The sequence below is a fragment of the Candidatus Nitrospira bockiana genome (assembly GCF_965152565.1).
Genome location: NZ_OZ224215.1, coordinates 407263 through 431389, shown reverse-complemented (window position 1 = coordinate 431389; position 24127 = coordinate 407263). Strand labels below are relative to the sequence as shown.

Genomic DNA, 24127 nt, shown 5'->3' with positions numbered 1-24127 from the left:
GACCCGAAAGGTGACACCCCGCATTCTACTTTTTGCTCCTCCATCGTCCCGCATTGTCTTCGATCCATTGATCATCTCCCCGCTCAAAACCCATTGCTTGTCGCTCTGTTGAAGACGTTGAAGGACAATGGAGGACGATGGAAAGCAAAAGGTGAAACGGTTCCGGTACAACTCTTAATCAGCGGGCCGTAGGTTCGATCCCTACACGGCCCACCATCTTTTTCAAGCACTTCCGAGTCTTCCCCATCTGTTATGTCAACTTGGTGCCAACTCTTGGTGCCAACTTTTTTCGAAAGCTGATCCAGCAGGTTGACGAACCGCTGCTCCCCGCTTGGAACCCACTTGGCATAGTTGGTGAGGGTCGTCGTGGGCTTGGCGTGGCCCATCTGTTTCGACACATAGAGGAGCGGCGCGTAGTTGGAGAGGAGTAGACTCGCAAAGGTGTGACGCAGATCGTAAGGAGTGAAGTCGGGAAGTTTGGCGGCGCTGAGGATTTGCTTGAACAGGTCCCGATGCCATCGCTCGTCGGCCTCGGTCACCAATCCCCCCTCTCGACCGGGAAAGAGCCAATACGGTTCCGGAACATTACCGGCCAGTGCCTCCGCTTTCACGAAGTCCACATAGTCGCCCAAGAGGTCAGCAAGCTCATCGGTGAGGTCGACTATCCGCCGTTCGTGGGTTTTGGTCGGCTTGATGCGACCGAAACTAACGGCCCGTTCCACCCGGAGCGTCTTGGTCCTTTGATCCACGTCCCCCACGTGCAGGGCGTAGGCCTCTTCCGGTCGGAGTCCCGTTTTCACCCGGAGGTCCCACATCACTCTCAACCGATATGGCAGCAGTCCCTGTTGCTCACGTAGTACCGCATGAGCCAAGAAGGCATTCCATTGCTTGGCAGTCATCGGGTTCGCTTCCGGCTGACTGGTGCCGGCCCGGTTCCGCTTCTTGCGCGACGTGATCGCCAGCGCCGGGTTACTCTTCAGCAACCCATCCAACTCCACGGCATCAGTGAGGACACTCGACAGCGAGGCCTTCATCAGGCGGAGGGCTGTCCGGGAATAGGGCTTCCCTTCCCCTTTCCCGTAGCGCGCCTTCCGTTTATCGGCCAGGAGCCGGGCCACATGAGACACCGTGATCTCCCGCACCTTCAGGTGGCCGAGGGCCGGGACCACGTGGCGCTCGAGGTTCTGCTTGTAGCTGCGCCAGGTCTTCTCTTCGAGGTCGCCCTTTACCCGATCGAGCCATTCGGCGGTGTACTCCTTGAGCGTGAGATCCCGTGCGGCGGCATTCAGGAGACCCGGTTCTTTCGCCTCCTTGATCTTGTCGGCCATCAACGTTTCGGCGTCCTGTCGGGTGGAGGCGGTAAGGCGAATCCGCTTCCCTGTCGCGTCACGATAGTCGACCACCCACACGTCTCGATCTTTGCGTTTCCAGATGGTCGCCACGTCAGCCCCTGCCCTTCTTGAGCCTGACTTTCCCGATTCGTTCCTTTACCAACATGTCAACCAGTCGACCGATCGGTTCACTGATCCCCCGCTCGCCTCGTTCCCAGCGCGCGACCGTCGTAACAGTCACCCCAAGATCAGCCGCCAATTGGGCCTGCGTCAAACCGAGCTCCTTCCGCCGCCTTCTCAATTCCTCTCCCGTCACGGGCTGACTGTACCATCGGTACATTCTGGGAGTCAAGCTCCATTCACAGGCCTCGCGACGCCTCATACTCTTTCAACTGGGCCTCAGTGACCCGAATATACTTTCCCACCTTGCCGGCCTTGAGTTTCCCCTGCCTGACCAGTTCATACGCACAGCTCACCGGGATGTTCAGGCGCTGTGCAACCTGCTGCATCGTAAGCTTTGTGACAGATGCTCTCTCGCCCCCGCCACTCATCATCTTGGTCAAAGCGAGAAACTTCATCCGCTCCAAGTGGCCCAGCAGGAGGGCGCACTCGTTCGCACCCGCGGTCCGGATGGCTTCTTCAAGCCGATCTAAAAGAGGTCCTGATTCGTTCATTGCCTCATGAGATCCTTGACCAGATCGGCCGACTTCAGGAATGTCTTCGGATTTCTCTCATGATAAGCACGATCGCAGGCATCGAGAGCCTCCAGGACCTGGGAGAAGCGCCGGTCCTCACGGGTTAGGCCATCCGTAAGGACGGCCAACTCCGTCCAGGCGGCTTTCCACTCCACCTTGGGCTTCACCATCTCCATCCACCGTCCCATCCTGATCTCCTTTAGGAACGTTACCGACACTTGCAAAAATGGCCTGATCGCCGCGCTGGAAGCGGGGTTGAGCGTCGGTACGGCAGTACCGACACTTCACCGACACTTAGACATCGCTGTAACTGTCGGTAAATCGCGGTACCGACACTTAACTCCGCTGCTGGGGCGGAGAAAATCTTAAGTGTCGGTACCTATTCGCCATGATCTGCCAGCCGATACGCCTTCAGGGTTCGGCGAGTTCCCGCCTTCTCGACCTCTACCAGCTGGTCAGCCCGCACCAACGCATCGAGCGTTTCATTAAAGATTCTGGCCGGACTGTTACCCGTCCGGGCCAGCTCTCGCCGGGTCAGAGCGCGCCCGCTCATCAGGGCCTGCCGGATTTGCTTCTCGCATCGCTCGTGTGCGGACTCCCTTTGTCGAACCAATAGCGGGGCGACCCGGGCCGCATGGGCTTTGAAGTAATCCACCAGATCGGCGGCCGCCACGATCGACTCAATCCCGACCTCGCTGGAGTCCGGATTGAGGCAAAGCGCATGAATCAGGGCGAGCCGCGCGCAATAGCCTTTGAGCTTTGCGTGGAACCCGCGCAGCGCGGGACTGAGCCCGGGATCCTCGGTTTCCCGGCAGTGCTGATCATGCCAGGTCGTGAACATCCTGCCGGCCGCAGGTGTGAGGGGCAGCTCTTGGTTTAGGTTTTGTGCCCTGAGTCCATACAGCTTTTCGAACAGGGCACAGTAAGCCGTGAAGGCGCAATCTGAAATGGTGGCGTCGGTCCACCGGATCGGAACGTTGTCCGGATAGGCGAACAGCAGGCGGTGGAGGAAGCCGTCCTCGCGGCCGCCTTCATCATCCAACTCGGGCAATACATCGGGCGGGACACAGCCGACAATCGCCAGAAACGGTCGGCCGATGAGGATCGGATCTTTTCCCTGCCGATCAACCGCAACGGCCGCTCCGCTCCAGGCCGACAGATAAAATTGCCGATCCGCCCCTTTGCCCGCCCGATATTGATTCAGCGAACGGACCCACGCGGACAGCTCATCCCGGATGATGACGAGCCCAGCTTGATTTTCTGCCAGCATCGCGGCCAACCGCTCCACCGTGACATCGGCCGTCCAGGTTCGGACGCGATAGGGCTTTTCGGGTCTTGATGGAGCACCCGGCCGCTGCCCTTTTTTGTGTTCTTCAAGTGCCCGGGTATACTCGACCAACTTGACGGTTTCGTATTCCTCCACCCTTCGCTGATATTCAGCCTCGTGTTGGTCTTGCCGCCTGCGAACCGGGGCCGCTGCTTTTTCGAGCGCTGGCGTCTTCAACGTGCCGGGCGGCTGGACTATCGCCGCGTACAGCGCAGGTCGCTCGACCCATCCAGGCTTGAGGCGAATCAGACGAGCTGACCCGATCGCGGCTCCCACACACACCAGCGCCGGGACCGCAATCATATCGACGGGTGCGGGGAAGGAGGCCGCGGCTTCTTCGACAAACCGACGGATCGAAGGCGGGAGGGTTTCGAGCGGGAACGGCGGAACGGTCTGGGCGGAGAGTTTTTCGATCGACGATGAAATTGCCGGCTCCGCATCCCATCGCGGCGCACTGTCAAACGCGGCCGCGACTGCCTGGAGTCCATCACGGTTCAAAATGTCGAGCCAATCGAGCGACTTCGAGTCTCCGGGAATCGGCCCGGCGGGCAGCACGACACGAACATCTCGCCCTTCATTAGAAAGCCGCTCGGCTAGCTTCTCAGCGGCCCGCTGGCCGGCGCCGCTGCGATCGAGATCCGCCGCAATGTAAATCGGGCCAACGTCAGTTGGCACGCGAACGGCTTCCAAGCCGGCAGCCGATACACAAGCCCAGACAGGCCAGCCGGTTGACTCGTGGGCGGCGAGGCCAGTTTCGACGCCTTCGGCCAGCACAAGCGGGTTGCCGGGGGTGTACTCGAAAAGATGAATAGCACCGCCACTGATCGTATCGGCGATCTTTTTTGTCTTTTTCGGCTGCGAGACTTCAGCTTTGCCGGGTTTTTGGTTGCTGAGATAGGTGGCGTGTCCGCCGAGATCCTGCCCGTCGAGAGCGACGATCTTTGCAACCATTACCGGGAAAGCTGGCGGCTCTTGTTGAGCCCTGCCATTAGCGTCGGCATACAGCACGGAGGAAACGAAGCGAAGGGATGGCGGCACGTTTCCCGAGAGCCCGCGGTGCTTTAAATACTCCCGGATGCGCCCGGAGTCCGCCTCGGATGCCGCCCAGAGGGCGAATGCAGAACGCTTACCCGACGACGGAGGATTTCTCCTAGTTTCAGAAGGTGGGCAAGTTCCCAGAACCCCGGCCACGAGCTCGAGGGCACGCTCGAAACTGCAATCGCGCACCTTCATTACCAGATCAAAGCCATCTCCAGCCCGAGGGTCACACTGATTGCAAAACCAAGTGCCGCGGCCTTCTAGGTCATCGCATCGAAAGCGATCCTTCCCTCCGCAGTCAGGACAGGGCCCATGAACGGTCGCCTTATCTGGAACTGGAATTCCAAGGCCGGGGAAGACAGTTGAACGCCAATGGCCTCGGGCAAGCTCTCTGATCTCAGAAGCCTGCGGAGTCGTCGTCACTTGACAGAGACCTCTGGCTCTTCAAGAGGGCGCTGTCTGAGGGCCTGAACGACCTCTTGGGGATTGAAGCGTATGCCCTTGCGCTTGGGCCCAACGTAGTAACAGGGGATGAGTTTGAGCCTGGCCATCCGATACGCCGTCCACCGCGACAGTATCCGCCGCTCGTCAAGAACCTTTGCCGTGACCAGTTCATAGGGCATTTATTACCTCCGTTGGCTGACGGAGGGTCATGTTGGCATAGCTTTACCCGCTGATTGCGGGACAATTGAGAAGTCAAAAAGTCCCTGAATGTGGGGGAGCTGCAAAAAGAGAGGAGCGCGCGTTATCTAGCGGCTTGCTTCAGCTCTCTCTTAATGTTTTCCGGAGTGGTGTTATGCAGGTGGGCTAGAAATGAATAAAGAATCTGGGCATCGGTTCGAGGGTTCCACTTCCTGACGAGATTGTTAACAGAGTCATCGGTCAGTTCACGGTCATAGTTGCACCAGCATGGGAACCTTTCCAGTCGCTTCAGTACATCGCTCCAGGACTCTTTGATCCAGCGCCTCCAGAATCGTTTCTCCTGCGGGTAAGGATTGGTTTCCCTTAAGTAATTTGCCAACACTATTTTCTGAAGTTTGAGACTGAAAACGTTATGACCACTGGAAGCTGCTTGGCCTAGAGCAATGGCCATGAATACATCTTCATAGAGCTTCCACTGTAGCTCCGGTACTTTTTTGAGCGGCTCGAATCGCTCAGCCGCTGACATTAGAGCAATCAGATGCTGGGCATCTCTTCTATCCGCCGGACTAACCCGCTCGAGCCGTGCCAGCAGGGCCCGGACAACGGCCGTTAAAAGGGGCGGTGCCTCTGGGACAGCATCCGCATCCGGCTGGGATAGCAGGAGATCCGCCAATACTCTTTCCGCTGCGCTCAGCTCTGTACGGTGGAGCTTCCCTGACATGATGCTTCCTGAGTGGGAGATTCATACTATACCAAAGCTAACACCGCTTGCAATGTTATCACTCCTATGATAGCATACTGCCATGGGGAAACAGAGCAGGACAGGCACCAATGCTTCAGGCACCTGGAACTTTCGGGGCATCCCAGCTCAGACCATGCGTCGTGCGAAGATCGCCGCCACGGTCGAAGGCAAAACAATAAAGGCCTTGCTGATCGAGCTGATCGATCAGCGCTGGGAAGAGCTCGAGCGACGGGGCCAGCTCTCAAAGACCTGAAGGGCGTTATGGCGAGACGCCGAAGCTGGCGATGGGTCGAAGCGCCCGTCAGCCAGGATCATGATCATTTTGCGTTGGTGTATGGCGACACCGGCCGAACAGTGGCGCTCGTCGGCCGGCCGCGTGGCCGCATGTTCCCGGTCCAACTGTTTGAGGGAACACCGACTGTTTCGGATGACGTGGGACGAGAGCTCACCCTGTACTTGACCAAGCTCAACGAGCGCGATCCCTGGCTATACGCTCGGTATCACTGCGGAACCGCCGCCAACATATATTCCACTATCCATTGGACCTTCGTCGCCGGGCAATCGGAGGCCCTTGAAGAGGGTGAGGTAATACTATGATTGATGCACTGACCAGGGGGCTTGAGGCGGGGTTATGGACGGTCGGCTTCTTCTCGTCAATCTTCGTCGGCCTGACGATCTTGGCGGGAGTCGTGAAAGTGGGGCGCGCGTTCAGCGGACATCCGAAGGGTGGAAGTGATCTCGGTGATGCCTGACTGCGGATCCAGACGTAAGGAGTGGAACAGAGTGAATTCGATTGTTCTCGAACTTCAACGTGATGCATTGGACGCTAAGACAAAGACATCCGACTTGCTGAAGAAGGCCTTCGTTGTAGCTAAAAAACTGAGGCTGGAAGAGTTTGAGGTGTGGATCTCAAAAGAATTAAATGGCTATGAGCCTAACGATCGTGTGCCGCCTTATCGCCTCCTTCAGGGATCACCGATGATCTGGAACCCTTACCACGGTTGGGTTCCCATCTTTTCGAAGGATCCAAAGACGGCAGAAACGTTGTCAAAGCGTGCGTGCGGCCAGTCGGTTGCCGAGCTGGAAGCAGTAGCAGACCGACAAGGGAATAATTCTGGACCGATCACGATGGACTACCCGAAAGAGACTGAGATTGCCCTGGTGCAAGCATCCGGTCTTACTCAGCCGTGTCTTCATGTGAATAGTGCGAGTGTCCCCGGGATTCTGGACAGAGTGAAGAACATCGTTCTGAACTGGGCGATCAAACTTGAGCAAGATGGGATTCTTGGAGAAGGCCTGAGCTTCTCGGTTAAGGAGAAGGAAGCTGCGGCCAGCACGTCGTATCACATCACCAACTTCTACGGACCGGTTGGTCAATCTCAAATACAGCAAAGCTCACTGAATCCAGTCCAGGTGTCGATTCAAAATGACCTAGATCTTGAGAGGGTCCGCGCCTTCATTGTCTCTCTCGAGAAGTCCATCGGCGAGCTGAAATTGCATGCAGCGACGGAAAAAGAGCTGGCCGCCCAAGTGAAGACGGTGGAGGCCCAATTAGAATCGCCGAACCCAAAAACGTCGATCATTACCGATGCCTTGGAGACGGTTCAGGTAATCCTCGAAAATGCCGGCGGAACTCTCGCTGCTCAGCTTGTCACTCAGCTCGTTCAGGCCCTTGGTTAATGGGAGCTATGCCCTGACGACTCTGAGGCCCTAAGTTTCAACGACTTCTTGATCAAGCTCGCCGTGGGCGGATTGAGGGCCGTGGATGGCAAGGGGAAGTAACCTGCGAAGGTTAGTGAATGCTGCTATGGAGGTTAATGCAGAGGGACAACCAGCCTGCTGGTGCCCCGGTCGGGTTGCGAAGGGACAAGACGGTGCGACGACGTGAACGATGGACAGAGGCCGAGGTCTTGGCCTTGCCGGAAGGAGAGCACGAGTATTTCGACCGAAAGAGTGGACGCCTCTTCACAACTAATGGCGTCTTGAACAAAGATGCGATCCTCATCACCATTTCAAAGGCGCTGTCGGCGTTTGCGAACACTGAGGGTGGGCACTTGGTGCTTGGTGTGGCCGATGACGGAAGCGTCGATGGCGTACCGGAACGAGTTGGATCAACGTCAAGCCGAGAGTGGCTTGAGCAACAGATACCCAACCTCGTCGATGCTCCCCTTAGGGAGTTTCGTGTCCATACGGTGGAGAAGACGGCATCGTCTCTGATCCCTCCCGGGCGACAAGTCATCGTCATCGACGTGGAGGACAGCCCAGAACTCCACCAGGCGAGAGATGGCAGGTATTACTATCGAGCCGGAGGACGTTCCGAAATCGCAAGGCACTCTTACCTCGAGAGGCGTCGACAGCGCCTACTGCCTATCTTGGATTTTCGGTTAGCCGAAGTCCGTCCCATTGACGCTTACACCTACGAAGGCGGTGTTTTCCTTGAAACAGAATTTGTCTTTGATATTGAGAACACAGGGCAGATCGCAGCCAACCAATGGGGACTGCAGATAACGACTGCTGTCGGTGCTGAGGGGCGGGAGGCAGATTATTTTTTTGATAGAGCTGCGTACCCAGTGAAGAAAGGTAAGAGCCGTGGAATTCGACTCAGTAATACAATTCTTCCCGCACGCCACCTCACCGAAGTTTTCGATGTAGGATTTCGTTTGCGCACACCTGTAGTGCTTCATGGGGAAATCAAGGATTTGATCTCGCCCATGAAAATAGACTGTCATCTGGCTCTTGAAATTGGGTCCGGACTGGCGAAGCAGTTTGAGATTGGGAATATCGCAAGAGTCGCAGACCTCGTGGATTACGTCCTTGGAAAATTGAGCAGTCGCTCCGACTAGTTGGCGGGATCAGGGAACCATTGAACTCCCCGCCTATTGCCGGGCTCATTCCTTCAAGCCGGCCCCGCACCCAGCAAAGAGGGAGGGTAGGGATGGAAAATCGAAAGAGCCCCGTAAAGCTGACCCTGAGGCCTCTTGAGACCGGAAGGCATCCGGCTCGCGATTGGGAGTACGGCGAGAAGAAAGGAAAGGTCGTGCTCCAGGAACCCACCCTCGTGTCCTGGAAGAAGGAGCTGGGGTGGAGGGGAGTTGACCAGATCGCGTTTCAAGACGCGGTCATGAAAGCGGCGGTGGAGTGGTGCGTAGATAAGGGCCGCGCGGAAGTCTCCGACATCATCTTGCCGGGCGATCTTGGTCCTGGACAGACCACATTCCTCAAGCACCTCAAAGAGACGATCTTCCACGAAAACATCTGCCCGCAGTGCAATCATGGCCGGTTTGTCGAGGAAGTTGTCGCGCTCCACGCAGAAAAGACCAATATCCGAACCGTGCGATGCTCGGAGCACGGGGTTACCTGGCAGGAAGATCACCGCGGCCGGCGGATCGAAGGCACCCTAGGCGGCGGTTGATCACGGCTCAGCCCAAGGACAGAATCAGAGGCCCGGATCGATGGGCTCGAGAGCAAGGGGCTGTTGCCGAAGGGGAAGTAATCTGAGCAGGGGAGGGACCGATGGGCTCGATCGTGCAGGATCTTCAACAAGAGGCGTTGAATCCCCAAGTCAAGACTACTGACCTTTTGCGAAAGGGGCTTTTTGCCGCGAAAAAGTTGGGGGCAAAGGAATTTGAGTGTTGGAGTTCGAAGGAATATCAGGGCTATACCGCAAATGACAAAACGCCCGATTACCGGATGGTGACCGGGGAGTTTGTTGCGCTGAATCCGTATTTGGGCTGGGTCCCTGTCTATTGCAATGACGTCGATATGGCCAAGTTGATGTCCAAGAGAGGGTGCGGCCAATCAATCCCGGAACTCGAAAGCCTGATCGATGGCCAAAGAGACGACAAGATCTTCGCGATGGCGTATCCGAAGAAAGTCGAGGCAGACATACTCAAATCGATCGACCCGCTTATTCAACCAAGGCTCCATGTTCAAAAGTCGGCGCTGATAAAAATCGTCAACGCAGTCCGGATGATCATCCTCAATTGGGCCATCGAGCTTGAACAAGACGGCATTCTGGGCGATTCCCTGTCTTTCTCAAAAAAGGAAAAGCAACTTGCTACTGGTGTTCCTCAGACGATCAACAACTTCTATGGCCCCATTGGGGTCTCGCAGATCCAACAGCATTCGGCCTACTCTGCTCAGGTGGTTGTGAATGCCGACCTGAACATTGAGAAAATACAGGCTTTTATTGCAGCGGTTGAAAGCGCTTTCGACAAGCTGAAGTTGGATGCAGATGGACAACAGGAATTGAAGTCGGAAATTGAGACTATCAAGTCTCAGTTAGCTTCCCCTAAGCCAAAAAAGCCGATCATCAGCGAGTCGTTGCAGTCCATCAGACGGATAATGGAAAGCGTCACAGGAGGTCTTGGTCTACAGCTACTCAAAGACTATTTCGGTTGGTAAGAACGAGCGCCGACATCTCCTTCCCACCACTTCAGGACGCGCGATCCTGGGAACACCGGCCGATGGGTCAAGGCGATCTCGACGAGCTCCCCGGTGCCCGCCGGCTCGCCCGTTGCCCGAAAGATGACCGGGCAGACATGGCCAAAAATGCCGCGCTCGAGCCCGAGCCACGCGGCGTCCGCCAAGGCCGAGTTGTAGAGTCTCGCTGTTCCTACGATGAACGCGCCGACGGCTTCCGGGACCCGCTGGATGGCAGCGGCGTGCTCGTACCACTCGTCAGACGACGGCACGCCCGGCACGATGTCCTCACAGACCCCAATCGCAAAGCCCAGGTGCTCAAGCGTCAAGAGCTGGCCACCGAGGGCGAAGCTCAACTGATGCGGGTGCTGACGCGCCGCCGGGATCCGAGGCGGCGTCTCATCGACCACAATAAGCCACAGGCGGCGGTTGCTGAGGCCGCGGGGCCGCGCCAGCGGTTCATAGCGCCGGCGGAGCTCTGGCGAGCTGTAGTCGCCGAGGTCCGCGGGGAGCTGCAACTCGCTCACCCAGTCCCGCACTGGCTCCGGATCCTGGTTGACTTCGACCGTAATGCCCGGCATGCCGGCAACTGTACAGGTCCCGTCTGGGTGCTGCTGGAGCTGGATCGGACTCAGACTCGGGTATTGGTGGCTCATTGCGCACCTCGTGGATCGGTAGCCGGAGGCGGGAGCAAGGCGTTGACGCCCAGCATTGCGACAATACTGACGGCGGCCGTGGTGCCGGCCCCGATCGCCGCCGCGACACCCGGCCCGAGGGCTTGGACACCGCTGAGGCCGGCCACATAATTTCCGGTCGCCGCGGCAATAACAACCACCGCGATGACGGCGACTATCCGGAGGATGTTCTTGCCGCTGCCTCCGCCGGCCGGCACGACCCGCACGGTCAGCACGTGGCCGGCCTTCGGCTTGACCCGCTCCCAGTGGGCCTTTTCGACGAGCCGATCATCGATGAACACGCGTGCGAACATGACGTCCGGATCCAGGCCAAGGCGCTCGCGCATGATCTGAGCGATCGAGCCACCGGCCTGAACGGTCACGTCGATTCGATCCACTGAAAACGGCCGCGGGCAGGCGATCACGCGAAGGTCCGAGCCGGGCCCGTAGCGTGCTGTCAGTTCCGACATAACTCCTCCTGTTTGGTTTGGTGCGCTAGAATCCTATGAGCTTGACCATCCTGGCCACCTGTCGCTGTGCCTTGTCCGCTTCCACCAACGCACCACAGGCGGCATTCGCAAAGTCATCATGTGCACCGGGGGGATGATCGACACTATCCCGTCCTGCCCGCCCTGCTCGCCGCTCGAGCTGGAGCAGCTCGGTGTGCAGGGTCCGCTGATCAAGAATCCGGGCCGCACCCGTGGCGAACAGCGGTTCCGCCTCGAGGTAGAGCTCGCTCTTGCTGAGCTCGGCCGGCCGGTACGTGATGCCGTGCTTCCTGAAGGCCTCCACGACCCATTCACCGGCATAGCGATCGCCGACGACCGTGAAGCACCGATACTGCTTGAGGAGCGCCGCAAAGTCCGCGACGACGCTGGACGGATCAAAGGGCGGCCGGCGACCCCGGCACATATCCAGCACCACCGATTCCCCCTCCTGGTGGGCAATGGCGAGGGTGAACGCATCACGGCCGCCCCCGGAAGGATCCGCAAAGGCCCGGTATGCGATCGCCTGGCCGTTGACCGCGTAGGCCGGCGGCAACTCATGGCGGCCCGGCAGGACGGCGCGGTCGATCCAGTCGGGCGACAAGAAGCCGGCGACGTCGGATCGGAACTCGGCGCCGTATTCGGCGGCCGCCCCGATCGGATCCCGTTCATAGGCGCTGCTGATGACCCGCTCCGGAATGGTGGGGTTCATGATCCGGGTGCCAGCCTGAAGGACCAAGATCGGGTCGTCGTCCTGGCCGAAATGGCGCCGGTACGCCTCGTAGAGCACCCCGCTGCGCCGATACGGGGAGCTCAAGCCCAGTAGAAGGGCGCCGGGAATCGTCGCCATGGCCGGCCGCACGGCCGCCACGATCTCGCTGTCAGGGTTCGCATAGTCCTCCCCGAACCAGAACGCGATCTCGTCCAGGATGGCTGCCACGATCGTATAACCGCGCACCGTCCGGAAGCTCGCCGTGTGGATTTCAATGGTGATCCGGTTGCTCAGGTCGATCGACTCCGCTTCCTTGCGCATGACCAGATCAGCCAGCATGGGGACCTGATCGATCAGGGTCAGGACGTACCGCATCACGATCCGGGCCTGCCGCCGGTCGGTGGCGATCACCACGACCGTCCCGCGCTCGCCGCGTTGCAGGTATTGCTCATACGAGCGGAACGCCGCCAGGTAGACCGCAATGAGAGCCACGATGAATGACTTCCCGCCGCGCCGACCGACCACAAGCCAGGCCTCTTCGGCTGGACTGGTCGGGCCGTGCTGTCGCCCCGTCAGTTGCCGGTAAAGAAGGAGCTCGGGCTCCGTCATCTGGAGGGCGAACAGGGCTTTGAGGAACGTCAGCCAGCTGCTCCAGATGGTGAGATCGCGAAAAAACGGCCGGAAAAGATTGCGGTCCTCGATCGCCTCAATGATTGTCACGGGGTTTGCTCCATCATGAAGAAATTGATGCGGGGAGAGGAGGGCGGTAACCTGCTCTCCCCGCCGTCCGATGCGCCGTGGGTTGTGAGCCCGGGCGGATCGGAAGATCGTTAGGCGCCGGCCTTCGCTTGTTGTGCGAGCCGATCGTCCAGCGGCCGGCCGCTGATCGCATCCGAGAGCACCTTGCGGGCCGTCGCCAGAAGGCTGTTCAGGGTCTCATCGATACGCCGTAGCTCCTGAACCTTTTTCGTCAGCTCCGGGAACCGAGCCTGTCGAAGGATCGTTTGGCCTTCCTGGATTAGATCAGGCTTGACGATCGGGAAGGCCCGGGGCGCCCGTTCGACCGCTCGCATGAATTCAATGTCCCCGCCACGGGCCGCCTCTTTGTAGAGGCGCTCGACCTCCAGTGGATCCATCCCCCTGAGCTGGCTCCTGATCTCTTGCTCCCTGATGAAGGCCAGGACCGGATTGTCGTCTTGCGGGTCGATCTGCATCTGCCGCTCGACCTGCGAGATCTGGTCAGGGTAGTGACGAGCATCGCTGCGGATCTGGTCGAGCTCCTTGATGGTGGCTTGAACGAGCTTCTCCTTGGCTTCAAGTTGGCCCACCGAGCTGTAGCGCGGATCCTCATCGATCCGTCGACGCTCCTTTTCAAAGTCGATCATGACCCGTTCGACCCTTTCCAGACGAGGTCGCAGGCCTTCGATGAGATCCGGGTGGGCCTCCTCTCGTTGCTTCAAGCCGTTCAGAGAGATTTGCTTCAGCAGGGTAACTTCTTCACTCACGGGCGCCTCCTTGTGGTGTGGTTGACTGCTCGTTTCTTCATGGCAGCACCTCCCTTGTTTCCGTTCCCTTTTTTCACAGGCAGGCAGTGCAACCGAGGAGGATTTGTTCGCGCCGTCAGTTCATTGTGACCTCCTTAAGTGTCGGTAAGTGTCGGTAAACGCCGTACCGACGGTCAACCCCGCTTCCAGCGCGGGGAAAACGCTAAGTGTCGGTGTCGGTAACGGTTTCATAGGGGCTACCCAGATCAGTCTTGCCTATTCTGAATTCCGTACTTCCTCCTTGACCTGCTTCTTGGCCAGGTAATCGCCGAGGGAAGAAGTCGGCTTAGGCCTTCGCTTGAGCCCTAGCTGGTTCATGTAACGAGCCAAAGAGTCGGCAAGCTGTTGGCGCTGAACCACGACCGGGAACAACTGGCGTTTGGTCTTGTGGATCAGGCTGTCCTGTTGCAGCAGAAAGCGATCAATCGACGACAGCAACAGATGGGTCTTGGTGGCGAGCTCCACGATGCTGCGCTCCATGGCGCTGATGTTCTCCTCACCGCCGAGATCCTGGATGATCGCCTCTCGCCAGGCCTGAAGCGCCTGGCCGACTTCCCCGAGGTCCTTGACCCAGTTCTCTTCCGTGCTCACGGTCTTGAGTGCGCTCTCCAACGCATGCAGTCCATGGCGAACATAAGGCCGGGTTGATTTTTGATCGCTCATCGTTGGCACCGGCTTGGCACCATAGGCAGGAACAGACCTAAAAACAAACGCTTAGAATCCGGCACCTGATAGCGCATCAGCGGAATTCCTCTCCTCAGTAGCCGTTGCTGGAATATCTCCCCCCCCGGTTTGGTGCCCAGTTGGTGCCAAAACACGCTGATCCAAGACAAACTAAGGCCATGGGACTTATCCCTCATTGCTGTCCTTACCTTGTGATTGCTCGTCTTGTTCGGAAGGAAGGCCTGAGTCGGCGGGACTCTTAATCAGCGGGCCGTAGGTTCGATCCCTACACGGCCCACCAATTCTTTCAACCCCTGAAAGCCTCGATACTTACCAACCTCGGACTTACTCAAGAGCTCCGACCGGTAATCCGAACAGTCCGAAGCTTCTTCTTCAGCTCGGGCCTGGTCGACGATTCCGGCTCATCGCTTCTGACTCCAGGCATCATCCATTCGAGGGGACGGCATCGAAGCCATATTGGACCAAGAGCTTGCGGATGCGCGGGCCCATGACGAAATCGAGAAATTCTTCTGCGACGGCGAGCGAGGCCTTTCGGCAGGTCCAGACAACGGCTTCGCCGAACTGGACCGGCGTATGCGTTCCGCCGGGGGCTTCGTCAATGATGCGGACTTGGCCGCTATTGATCGCATCCACGCGATAGACGAGGCCCATGTCAGCCTTCCCCGTCTGGACCAGATTCACGACCTCGTCACTATGCTGCGCTCGAAGCAGGCGGAAACGATCGTGATACGCGGAATCCAGCTTGGCGAGCGTCCGGGCCGTGATGGCTCCCAACGCGGATGCCTTCGGATCGCCGACGGCGAGGCGTACCCCTCGGTCGCGCAGCACATCGTGAAAGGAGACCGCCAGGGCCGGAGAGCTCGCCGACATGACGAGCACGAGGGAGGTCTGTGCGTACACCCGAGGGCCTCCGTTGAGCGTGAGTCCTTGCTGGTGCAGTTTCTCGACGTCCTCGACCGAGGCCGGAAGGAAGACGTCGATGTGCGCGCCCTATTCAATTTGCCGGCGAAGCGTTTGCGACGGCCCGTACACGACGTGGACCGTGGCGCCGTATTCCTTCTCGAACATCGGCACGATCCGCTCGAGGGCCGGCTTCAAACTGGGGCCGCCCCAATCGAGAATGTTTCAGCACGAACATTCTCGATGAGCTTGGCGGGGGATCACGGTTGTGTCATTAACTTCGACAATCCCCGTGCCATTTCTCCTCATCAGCGTGCCTAGGCTCGATCCTGACACGGCGTGCAGGCCTGCAGCTATTAGCTGGAATGGTGCTAGAGCTTTTTAGTTTCCTTGAGAATACAGGGCAACAGAGACTTCTGTGGGCATTAGGCAGATATGCTATCCGTCCTGCGCAGTCTCGCCCGCACGGTTCCCCGCTGTCTACCACGTGGAGCCTTGCGAACGGTTACCTCCACATCTTGCCCGAGTAGGGACAGGAAATGCACGAGGCGTTCAATCGAAAACCCTGCCATCTGTCCCGCCAGCAGTTTCGATACCTTGGCTTGGTCGATCCCTAACTGGGCGGCTGTCTCGACCTGCTTCCATCCGCGCCCTTTAATCGTTTCTTGCAGCGCTTGGAGCAGGCTGCTTTTCAGAATCAGCTCCGCGGACTTTTCCTCGGAAAATCCCAAGTCCCGAAATACATTGCCGCTACCTTTGGTCACCGTTGCGCGTGTCATAGCCGTTGCTCCTTCCTCCACTTCAACAAGTCGGCATATCGCCCCTTGGCCAGCTGGATATCGCCCCTCGGGGTCTTCTGAGACCGCTTCTCAAAGACATGGAGCACGTAGACAGCCTCTTCAAACTTCGCCACATAGAGCACTCGATAGCCCCCACTTTCATCGCGCGCCCGGATTTCATTCACGCCGGGGCCGACTCTCGGCATCGGCTTCCAATCATCCGGCTCTTTCCCCTGCTGCACCTTGAAAAGTTGATGCCCCACCGTCTCTCTGGCATCTTCGGGCAGTTCCCGGAGATCCTCCCTCGAAGACCCCACAAAATGAATTGGCTTCATTCAGTTCCTGCCATACGGCGCCCTACTGTAGCCTACTGTACCCTATAGGATAGTATGCCATAATTGGCATATCAGCAAGAGGCCCGTCGATTGTTGGGACGCGGGCTATGCTTATCGCAATTTGACGGGTTTTAGCACAAAGGCCCGTTGACTTTCGGCGTTTTCGATTGAAAACCGACGGGCCGTCGCTGCGATAATTTGTGATAGAAGGGGTGAAATCACAGAGTCTATCGATTTCAAGAGAATCGATAGAGCATCCGGAAGCTGATTTGACGGAAGAACGGAAACCGTTGCGGATCAAGCCCTTGTGAAAATGGGCTTGTTCAAGCTCTCAATCAGCGGGCCGCAGGTTCGATCCCTACACGGCCCACCAATTCTTTCACCATCTGAAAGCCTCGATACTTACCAACCTCGGACTTACTCAAGAGCCCCGACCGGTAATCCGAACAGTCCGAAGCTTCTTCTTCAGCTCGGGCCTGGTCGACGATTCCGGCTCATCGCTTCTGACTCCCGCCCCTCATCCATTCGTTGGGACGGCATCGAAACCGTATTGGACCAGCAGCTTGCGGATGCGCGGGCTCATGACGAAATCGAGAAACTCTTCTGCGACGGCGAGCGAGGCCTTTCGGCAGGTCCAGACGACGGCTTCGCCAAACTGGACCGGCGTATGCGTTCCGCCGGGGGCTTCGTCAATGATGCGGACTTGGCCGCTGTTGATCGCATCCACGCGATAGACGATGCCCACGTCGGCCTTCCCCGTCTGGACCAGATTCACGACCTCGTCACTATGCTGCGCTCGAAGCAGGCGGAAACGATCGTGATACGCGGAATCCAGCTTGGCGAGCGTCCGGGCCGTGATGGCTCCCAACGCGGATGCCTTCGGATCGCCGACGGCGAGGCGTACCCCTCGGTCGCGCAGCACGTCGTGAAAGGAGACCGCCAGGGCCGGAGAGCTCGCCGACATGACGAGCACGAGGGAGGTCTGTGCGTACACCCGAGGGCCTCCGTTGAGCGTGAGTCCTTGCTGGTGCAGTTTCTCGACGTCCTCGACCGAGGCCGGAAGGAAGACGTCGATGTGCGCGCCCTGTTCAATTTGCCGGCGAAGCGTTTGCGACGGCCCGTACACGACGTGGACCGTGGCGCCGTATTCCTTCTCGAACATCGGCACGATCCGCTCGAGGGCCGGCTTCAAACTCGGGGCCGCCCCAATCGTCAACGTTTCAGCCCGAACCTGCTCGGGATTCCCGACGACGCCTGCGAGTCCACCGACGAGCGCCATCGCCGTCCCGAATATCCGAATTCCCGCCATCATGAGAGAGTCCTCCCGTAGAAGTGATCCAGACGCCTGCTGATCGCGGCGCCCCTCCTGCCGGAGCGGCACCGACGTGGACCAAACCGCAAGATCAATACCATGTTGTGTTCATTCCATGGCCTGGAGAAAACCAGCCAACGGTCGCAATTTTCTCTGACTTCTTACCCAGCCGTAGGGCCAGCATCTGGCGCGTCAGCGGAAGCTGTCTAGTTTCGCTCAGACCGCACGTGCGAAAAAGCACAGTCGGTATTCGTGGGTACTGCATCAGCCGAGGGGCGAGCGTGGCCGATGTCTTTAAAAGGCAAGACTGATTCCGCTTGTGCTGAAGGCCAGGTTCTCGACGGAGTTCTCGATGGAACTAAAGTTGCTACTACGATGCAGAAAGCCCACGTATGAACCAGATCGTTCTCATTGCCCTGCGCCGGCCGTACACCTTCGTCGTCATGTCCATCCTCATCGTGCTGTTTGGGGGCCTCACGGTCCTCCATATGCCGACCGACGTCTTCCCGAATATCACGATTCCGGTTACCTCCGTCGTCTGGGTCTACTCCGGTATGCTGCCGCAGAAGGTGGAAGGGCGCATCACGTATCTGTTCGAGCGCTTCCTGACCTCGACGGTGGAAGGCATCAAGTACATTCAGAGCCACTCCTACTACGGCAGCAGCATCACCAATATTTTTCTCCAGGACGGAGTGGACGTGGCCAGGGCCGAAGCGGATATCGTCGGCATTGCGCAGAACGTCGTGAAGGCGCTGCCGCCGGATATCTCCCCGCCCATGGTCATGCGTCTCGCGCCGTCCTCCATCCCGGTGGCCATGCTCCAAATCAGCGCCGACCACATGACGCCCGCGGAGCTCTATAACCTCGCCTACATGCGGATCCGCCCCCTGCTCGTCACGGTCCCGGGGATCGTCCTGCCGCATCCCTACGGGGGCCAGGACATGCAGGTCATGGTCAACCTCGATCAGCAGAAATTGCTCGCCCGCCACCTCACGCCGCGGGACGTGCACGAAACCCTCATGCAGCAATACCGCGTGCTGCCGTCCGGCGACATCAAGATCATGCCGACCGACTGGATCGTGCAGACGAATGCGTCACCGTTGCAGATCGACGATTTTGCCAATATCCCGGTCAAGCGGGAGGGCAACGCGTTCGTCTATTTGCGCGACGTCGCCACGGTGCGCCTCATGGGCCGCGTCCAGCAGAACGCCGTGCTGGTGAAGGGCAAGCAGACCGTCATCATCGTCGCGATGAAGAGCACCGAGGCCTCGACGCTGGACGTGGTCGATGGGATCAAGAAGATGATCCCGCGCGCCGAGCAGATCGTCCCGGAGGGCGTAAAGATCAGGCTCCTCGACGACGCGTCGACCTTCGTCAAGGACGCGATCTCGGACGTCCTGCATGAAATGTTGACCGCCGGCGCGCTGGTCGGCCTCATCGTGCTGCTGCTGCTCGGCTCATGGCGGGCCACGGTGATCGTGTGGACCTCGATCCCGCTGTCCATCCTGACCGCGATCCTCGGCCTGCATTGGCTCGGCGAGACGATCAACGTCATGACCCTGGGCGGTCTGGCGCTGGCCGTCGGCATTCTGGTCGACGACGCGACCGTGATGATCGAGAACATCGACCGCCACCTCGACATGGGCAAGCCGCTGGAGCAGGCCATCATCGACGCCGCCAATCAGATCGTCGTCCCGACGTTCGTCGCCACCCTGTGCATCGCGATCGCCTGGTTCCCGCTCCTCGGGCTCAGCGGCACCTCCGGCTTCCTGTTCAAGCCCATGGCGGAGGCCGTCATGATCGCGATGCTGGCCTCCTTCATCCTGTCGCGCACGCTCGTGCCGACGATGGCGAAATACATGATGACGAGTCACCATGACGGACGATCCCCGCACGCCGCCGGCGCATGAACCCACCCCCCGGCCCGCAGCCGAGCGACGCTCCCGGAATCCGTTCGTCCGCTTTCAGCAGGGGTTCGAGCGCCGCTTCAATCAACTCCGGGAGGGTTACGGCCTGCTGCTCGAACACGCGGTCGCCCGGCGCAGCGCCTTCGTCAAGATCTCGCTGGCGATCGCGCTGAGCTCCCTGAGCCTCTTCTTCGTCCTCGGGCGCGATTACTTCCCGGAGATCCGGTCGGGCGTCATTCAGATGCACCTGCGGGCGCCGCTCGGGACACGGATCGAGGTGAGCGGGCGCATCGCCACGCTGGTCTCCAAGACGATTGAAGACGAGTTGCTGCCCGGCAAGGTCGACAACATCGTGAGTAATTGCGGTCTGCCGGTCGGACCGCACAACCTGGCGTTCATCCCGACGCCGACGATCGGCTCACAGGATTGCGATCTGACGATCCTGTTGAAGGATGAAAAGTCGCCCGTGTGGGAGTACCGGCGGATTCTCCGGAAGGGCTTGAAGGAGCGCTATCCCGGAACCGAATTCACGTTCCAGCCGTCCGACCTCACCGCCAAGATCCTCAACTTCGGCGCGCCCGCGCCGATCGACGTGCAGGTCAACGGTCCGGACATGTACCCCAACTACGAGTTCGCCCGGAAATTGGCGAGCAAGTTCCGGGAGATCCCCGGCGCCGCGGACGTGGTCATCCAGCAGACGATGCGGACGCCGACCCTCATGGTCGAAGGCGACCGGACGTTCGGACTGGGCGTCAACAGGACCCTCAGCGACATCGCCGATAATCTCGTCATGACGACCGCCGGGAGCCAGCAGGTGGATCAGATCTATTGGCTCGATCCCTCCACCGGCATGTCCTACCTGATCAACGTCTACACGCCGCAGCCGCAGATCAACAGCGTGAACAGTCTCAAGACCATCCCGGTCGACGCCTCGAACGATTCGTCGAGAGCGGATGACGTCCAGCTGCTCGGCAATTTGGCCAGCATGACACCCGTCGGCACGCCGGGCGTGATCACGCATGGGAACATCATGCCGCTGTTTGACATCTATGTCTCCGCCGAAGGGCGTGACCTCGGCGGGGTGCTGGCGGACGTCGAGAAGGTGACCCACGGCATGGAGCACGAGAAGCCCCGGAGCGCCGCCATTGAAATCCATGGGCAGGCCGAACTGATGCACGAGGCCTATGTCGAGCTGATCTTCGGACTGCTCGGCGCGATCGTGCTGGTCTATCTGCTGATCGTCGTCAACTTCCAATCCTGGCTCGATCCCTTCATCATCATCACGGCCTTGCCCGGCGCGCTCGCGGGTATCGCATGGTCCCTGTTCCTGACCCATACGCGGCTGTCGGAGCCCGCGCTCACGGGCGCCATCATGACCATGGGCACGGGGACCGCCAATTCAATCCTCGTCGTCGCCTATGCGCGCGAGCGGCTTCACGAGCACGGCGACGCGGTGCGGGCCGCGATCGAAGCGGGGAAGACCCGCTTCCGTCCGGTGCTCATGACGGCCTCGGCCATGATCATCGGCATGGTCCCGATGGCGACGGGGTATTCGCAGAACGCGCCGCTGGGGCGCGCCGTCATCGGCGGCCTGCTCGTGGCCACCGTCTTCACCCTGTTTTTCGTGCCCTGCGTGTACGCGATCATCTACGGCCGGCGAATGGCGCGGCAAAAGGGACACGCCGCATGATGAAGACGCTCAGCGGGCGACACATCATCCTGTTCGCGGTCCTGCTGTGCGCGAGCTATCTCGGCTACCGGGTGCATGAGAGCCGGAGCGACGCCGCGTCGCTCCGCTCTCATACGCTCGAAGACGCCGTTCCCACCGTGGCCGTCGTCCATCCCACGCCGGTGCCGGCCACCGAGAGCATTACGCTCCCCGGCAACATCGTCGGCTGGTACGAGGCGCCGATCTACGCCCGCGTCACGGGCTACGTAAAGATGTGGTACAAGGACTACGGGGACCAGGTGAAGGAGGGCGACATCCTCGCGGAAATCAACACGCCGGATCTCGACGCCGAATATCGCCAGGCCAAGGCCGATCTGGAGTCGGAGATCGCCAAGTACAAGCTCGCCGAGGTGACCGCCCAGCGGTATGGCGCATTCCGCAACACGCACGCGGTCTCCGAGCAGTCGATCACGGTGCAGGAACAAAACATGAAAGCCCAGGCGGCGATGGTCAAGGCCGCGGAGCAAAAGGTCAAGAACATCGAGGCGTTCATCGGGTTCAAGCGGATCGTCGCCCCGTTTGACGGCGTGGTGATCCAGCGCAACATCAACGTCGGCGACCTGGTCAGCAAGGAGGGCACGCTCGCCACCCCCAATGCGAAGACCAACCTCTATACGGTGGCCGTGGTCGATATGTTGCGCCTCTTCGTCAACGTGCCGGAGTCGTTCGGGCCCTTTCTCCAGCCCGGCCTGAACGCCGACGTGACGGTGCCGCAGTTGCCCCATCGCCATTGGACCGGCAAGTTCCTCACCGTCGCCCGCGGATTCGACGTGAGCACGCGTACCGCGACCACCGTCTTCACGATCGACAACGAGGACCGGGCGCTCTGGCCCGGCTCCTACGCCGAGGTCCACCTCACGGCGCCGGTCGATCGCCAAGCCTTCACGATGCCGTCCACCGCCCTGGTGTTCCAGGAGCACGGGACGCAGGTGGCCGTGGTGACCGAGGACGACCGCGTCCACTTGAAACCCATCACGGTGAGCAAGCTCATGGATCAATTCGTCGAAGTGGCGGAGGGGCTGTCCGCGAGCGACCGCATCATCAACAATCCCAGCGCCGCCCTGCTCGAAGGCGACAAGGTGCGCGTCGTCACGCCGGCGCCCGGCTACGATCTCGTCAACGCCCCGGCGCAGGCGCAGGCCCCTCCGCCGGCACACCCCCGGCCGCCACAGACGTCTCAGCCGGGACAGGCGCCGCAACCGCCCCCGCAGATCCAGCCATGATGTCGGCGCGCGTTTCGATTGGAGGTCGATGGTCGGGAGTTCGCCGTCACGGTGCCCGCTGCGCCGTCCTGCTCGTGCTGACCGTGTCCGGGTGCAGTGACTGGCTGCCGCACGTCGATCTGGCGCCGCCCTATCAGCCGCCCCAATACGTCGTCCCCGCCTCGTGGCATGGCTCGAGCCCGTTCGTCGAGGCGAGGCCGTCCGATAGTGAGCTGCGTCCGGACTGGTGGAGGCTGTACAACGATCCGGTGCTGAACACGCTCATCGAACAGGCCATGGCGGCCAATCCGGACCTACAGGCGGCGGCCGAGCGGTTCGTCCAGGCCCGCGATGTGATGATGCAGGTCCGCTCGCAGCGGATCCCGCAGATCGGGTTGGGCGGGAAAGCGACGGACAGCCGGAATCATGTCGATACGCTGGCTCGCGACCCCGACATTCCGATCACCGGGCCGGGCGTGGCCGGCTCCGGGCTCGCGTCCTGGGAGCCGGACTTCTGGTCGGCCATCCGCAATGCGACGCGCGTCGAGACCTATCGGGCGCAAGAGCGCGCCGCCGACTGGGGCCTCGCCCGCCTGAGCCTCCAGGCCGAGCTCGCGGCGGACTATTTCACGCTGCGCGGCTACGACGCGCAGGCGGCCATCTACAAGCAATCGATCGACCTCTACCGACAGTCGCTCGACCTCGTCAAGGCCCAGTTCGCCGGCGCGATCGCCTCGGCGCTCGACGTCGCCCGCGTCGAATCCCTCCTGTACGCCACGGAGACGAAATACGCGCAGATCCAAGGCCAGCGCCAAGTGACGGAGCAAGCGATCGCCGTCCTCATCAACATGGCGCCGGCCAGTTTTCACGTCGAGCCGGTGGACGAGCTTCGCATGGCGACGTTCACCGTCCCGCGAAGCCTTCCCTCCACGTTGCTGGAGCGGCGGCCCGACATCGCCGGGATGGAACGCCGGATGGCGGAGGCCAATCGCGCGATCGGCATCGCTCGCGCCGCCTTCTTCCCGGATGTGCGCTTCTCCGCGGACGGAGGCTTCCTCGACGTCGCCTTCGATGTCGTCAAGCTGGCCGGCGGGTTCTGGTCGTATGGCTCCGTGGTGTCGCTGCCGGTCTTCCAGGGCGGCTATCGCCGGGCCCAGTTGCAGCGGTCCTGGTCCCAGTACCGTGAGACCGAGGACCTCTACCGCTCGACCGTCCTCAACGCCTTTCGAGAGGTCGAGAACGCCTTCACGCTGACGAACCGGCTGACGGTCGCGGCCGACCGGCAAGACGCCGCCGTCGGGGCCAACGTCAAGGCGCAACATCTCACGACGGAGCTCTTCCAGGGCGGGCTGGCGTCCAGCCTGGAGCTCATCTTCGCGCAGGTCAACACGCTCACGGCGCGCATCGACGCCGTGCAGATCAAGGCCGAGCTGCTGCGAGCCTCGGTCGCGCTCATCCGGGCGCTGGGCGGCGGCTGGAACCGCAACCAACTGCCCAGGGACGAGCAGATCCAGCCGTTCGGCACGTTCCAATACACCAATCTCAAGAAGCCGCCGGCCGCGGGAGGCATCGACGTCAATGCGGAGAACAATTGGGTGAACAACGATCTGACGAAGCCCTCCGTCCGTTGACCGTCGTTCAGCAGCCCAGCCGTCTCCTTCTTTTCT

General features: G+C 60.1%; 22 protein-coding genes and 3 pseudogenes. 8 read left to right on the top strand and 17 right to left on the bottom strand.

Annotation, left to right across the window (positions count from 1 at the left end; genetic code table 11):
* Positions 1-83: 83 nt before the first annotated feature.
* The 8 genes and pseudogenes from ACWHYV_RS02260 to ACWHYV_RS02225 form a co-directional block, all read right to left on the bottom strand.
* Positions 84-1442 (bottom strand): tyrosine-type recombinase/integrase, encoded by a 1359-nt coding sequence (locus ACWHYV_RS02260; protein WP_447979040.1) that lies wholly within the window; start codon positions 1440-1442, stop codon positions 84-86.
* A gap of 1 nt (position 1443) precedes the next feature.
* Positions 1444-1671, bottom strand: a complete 228-nt coding sequence (locus tag ACWHYV_RS02255; protein WP_447979039.1) for a helix-turn-helix domain-containing protein — start codon at positions 1669-1671, stop codon at positions 1444-1446.
* 19 nt (positions 1672-1690) lie between these two features.
* Complete coding sequence (locus tag ACWHYV_RS02250; RefSeq protein ID WP_447979038.1) at positions 1691-2005, bottom strand: helix-turn-helix domain-containing protein; 315 nt, start codon at positions 2003-2005, stop codon at positions 1691-1693.
* On the bottom strand, positions 2002-2214 hold the full coding sequence (locus ACWHYV_RS02245) for a hypothetical protein (RefSeq protein WP_447979037.1): 213 nt from the start codon (positions 2212-2214) through the stop codon (positions 2002-2004). The genes ACWHYV_RS02250 and ACWHYV_RS02245 overlap by 4 nt, the downstream gene beginning before the upstream one ends.
* Before the next feature lie 191 nt (positions 2215-2405).
* Positions 2406-4586: a DUF3987 domain-containing protein gene (locus ACWHYV_RS02240; RefSeq protein ID WP_447980676.1), complete on the bottom strand. Its 2181-nt coding sequence runs from the start codon at positions 4584-4586 to the stop codon at positions 2406-2408.
* Positions 4587-4643: 57 nt separating this feature from the next.
* Positions 4644-4814: pseudogene (locus tag ACWHYV_RS02235) on the bottom strand (primase-helicase zinc-binding domain-containing protein); the annotation flags it as partial.
* The gene (locus tag ACWHYV_RS02230; protein ID WP_447979036.1) at positions 4811-5014 is read right to left on the bottom strand and encodes a hypothetical protein; all 204 of its coding nucleotides are present in this window, start codon (positions 5012-5014) and stop codon (positions 4811-4813) included. The gene ACWHYV_RS02230 and the pseudogene ACWHYV_RS02235, both read right to left, overlap by 4 nt.
* Before the next feature lie 122 nt (positions 5015-5136).
* Positions 5137-5754, bottom strand: a complete 618-nt coding sequence (locus ACWHYV_RS02225) for a hypothetical protein (RefSeq protein WP_447979035.1) — start codon at positions 5752-5754, stop codon at positions 5137-5139.
* A 614-nt stretch (positions 5755-6368) separates the two neighbouring features.
* Between ACWHYV_RS02225 and ACWHYV_RS02220 the strand changes: the two genes are divergently transcribed.
* The 5 genes from ACWHYV_RS02220 to ACWHYV_RS02200 all read left to right on the top strand — a co-directional run bounded on the left by ACWHYV_RS02220 (position 6369) and on the right by ACWHYV_RS02200 (position 10179).
* On the top strand, positions 6369-6527 hold the full coding sequence (locus ACWHYV_RS02220; RefSeq protein ID WP_447979034.1) for a hypothetical protein: 159 nt from the start codon (positions 6369-6371) through the stop codon (positions 6525-6527).
* Positions 6528-6558: 31 nt separating this feature from the next.
* Positions 6559-7455 (top strand): AbiTii domain-containing protein, encoded by an 897-nt coding sequence (locus ACWHYV_RS02215; protein ID WP_447979033.1) that lies wholly within the window; start codon positions 6559-6561, stop codon positions 7453-7455.
* 302 nt (positions 7456-7757) lie between these two features.
* On the top strand, positions 7758-8618 hold the full coding sequence (locus tag ACWHYV_RS02210) for an AlbA family DNA-binding domain-containing protein (protein ID WP_447979032.1): 861 nt from the start codon (positions 7758-7760) through the stop codon (positions 8616-8618).
* Positions 8619-8710: 92 nt separating this feature from the next.
* Positions 8711-9187, top strand: coding sequence for a hypothetical protein (locus ACWHYV_RS02205; RefSeq protein WP_447979031.1), 477 nt, complete (start codon positions 8711-8713; stop codon positions 9185-9187).
* A gap of 101 nt (positions 9188-9288) precedes the next feature.
* A complete protein-coding gene (locus ACWHYV_RS02200) occupies positions 9289-10179 on the top strand; it encodes an AbiTii domain-containing protein (protein WP_447979030.1) in 891 nt (296 codons plus the stop codon).
* Here the strand turns inward: ACWHYV_RS02200 and ACWHYV_RS02195 are convergent.
* From ACWHYV_RS02195 to modA (ACWHYV_RS02155), 9 genes and pseudogenes are all read right to left on the bottom strand, one after another.
* Positions 10164-10853 (bottom strand): hypothetical protein, encoded by a 690-nt coding sequence (locus ACWHYV_RS02195; protein WP_447979029.1) that lies wholly within the window; start codon positions 10851-10853, stop codon positions 10164-10166. The two genes, ACWHYV_RS02200 and ACWHYV_RS02195, sit on opposite strands and share 16 nt — an antisense overlap.
* Positions 10850-11341 carry a hypothetical protein gene (locus ACWHYV_RS02190; RefSeq protein WP_447979028.1) on the bottom strand — a complete coding sequence of 164 codons (492 nt, stop codon included), beginning with the start codon at positions 11339-11341 and terminating at the stop codon, positions 10850-10852. Before ACWHYV_RS02190 ends, ACWHYV_RS02195 begins: the two co-directional genes overlap by 4 nt.
* A 25-nt stretch (positions 11342-11366) precedes the next feature.
* Positions 11367-12788, bottom strand: a complete 1422-nt coding sequence (locus tag ACWHYV_RS02185; RefSeq protein WP_447979027.1) for a hypothetical protein — start codon at positions 12786-12788, stop codon at positions 11367-11369.
* A 110-nt stretch (positions 12789-12898) separates the two neighbouring features.
* Positions 12899-13573 carry a hypothetical protein gene (locus tag ACWHYV_RS02180; protein WP_447979026.1) on the bottom strand — a complete coding sequence of 225 codons (675 nt, stop codon included), beginning with the start codon at positions 13571-13573 and terminating at the stop codon, positions 12899-12901.
* A 255-nt stretch (positions 13574-13828) separates the two neighbouring features.
* Positions 13829-14275 carry a hypothetical protein gene (locus ACWHYV_RS02175; RefSeq protein ID WP_447979025.1) on the bottom strand — a complete coding sequence of 149 codons (447 nt, stop codon included), beginning with the start codon at positions 14273-14275 and terminating at the stop codon, positions 13829-13831.
* 444 nt (positions 14276-14719) lie between these two features.
* Positions 14720-15364: pseudogene (modA, locus tag ACWHYV_RS02170) on the bottom strand (molybdate ABC transporter substrate-binding protein).
* A gap of 257 nt (positions 15365-15621) precedes the next feature.
* Positions 15622-15975 (bottom strand): helix-turn-helix domain-containing protein, encoded by a 354-nt coding sequence (locus ACWHYV_RS02165; protein WP_447979024.1) that lies wholly within the window; start codon positions 15973-15975, stop codon positions 15622-15624.
* Positions 15972-16310, bottom strand: coding sequence for a type II toxin-antitoxin system RelE/ParE family toxin (locus ACWHYV_RS02160; protein WP_447979023.1), 339 nt, complete (start codon positions 16308-16310; stop codon positions 15972-15974). Before ACWHYV_RS02160 ends, ACWHYV_RS02165 begins: the two co-directional genes overlap by 4 nt.
* A 517-nt stretch (positions 16311-16827) precedes the next feature.
* Positions 16828-17622, bottom strand: a complete 795-nt coding sequence (gene modA / locus ACWHYV_RS02155) for a molybdate ABC transporter substrate-binding protein (RefSeq protein ID WP_447979022.1) — start codon at positions 17620-17622, stop codon at positions 16828-16830.
* A gap of 392 nt (positions 17623-18014) precedes the next feature.
* Between modA (ACWHYV_RS02155) and ACWHYV_RS02150 the strand changes: the two are divergent.
* The 3 genes and pseudogenes from ACWHYV_RS02150 to ACWHYV_RS02140 all read left to right on the top strand — a co-directional run bounded on the left by ACWHYV_RS02150 (position 18015) and on the right by ACWHYV_RS02140 (position 24091).
* Positions 18015-21219, top strand: a pseudogene (locus ACWHYV_RS02150) (efflux RND transporter permease subunit).
* Positions 21216-22481: an efflux RND transporter periplasmic adaptor subunit gene (locus tag ACWHYV_RS02145; protein ID WP_447979021.1), complete on the top strand. Its 1266-nt coding sequence runs from the start codon at positions 21216-21218 to the stop codon at positions 22479-22481. The pseudogene ACWHYV_RS02150 and the gene ACWHYV_RS02145 overlap by 4 nt, the downstream one beginning before the upstream one ends.
* Positions 22478-24091, top strand: coding sequence for an efflux transporter outer membrane subunit (locus ACWHYV_RS02140; RefSeq protein ID WP_447979020.1), 1614 nt, complete (start codon positions 22478-22480; stop codon positions 24089-24091). Before ACWHYV_RS02145 ends, ACWHYV_RS02140 begins: the two co-directional genes overlap by 4 nt.
* Positions 24092-24127: the final 36 nt, after the last annotated feature.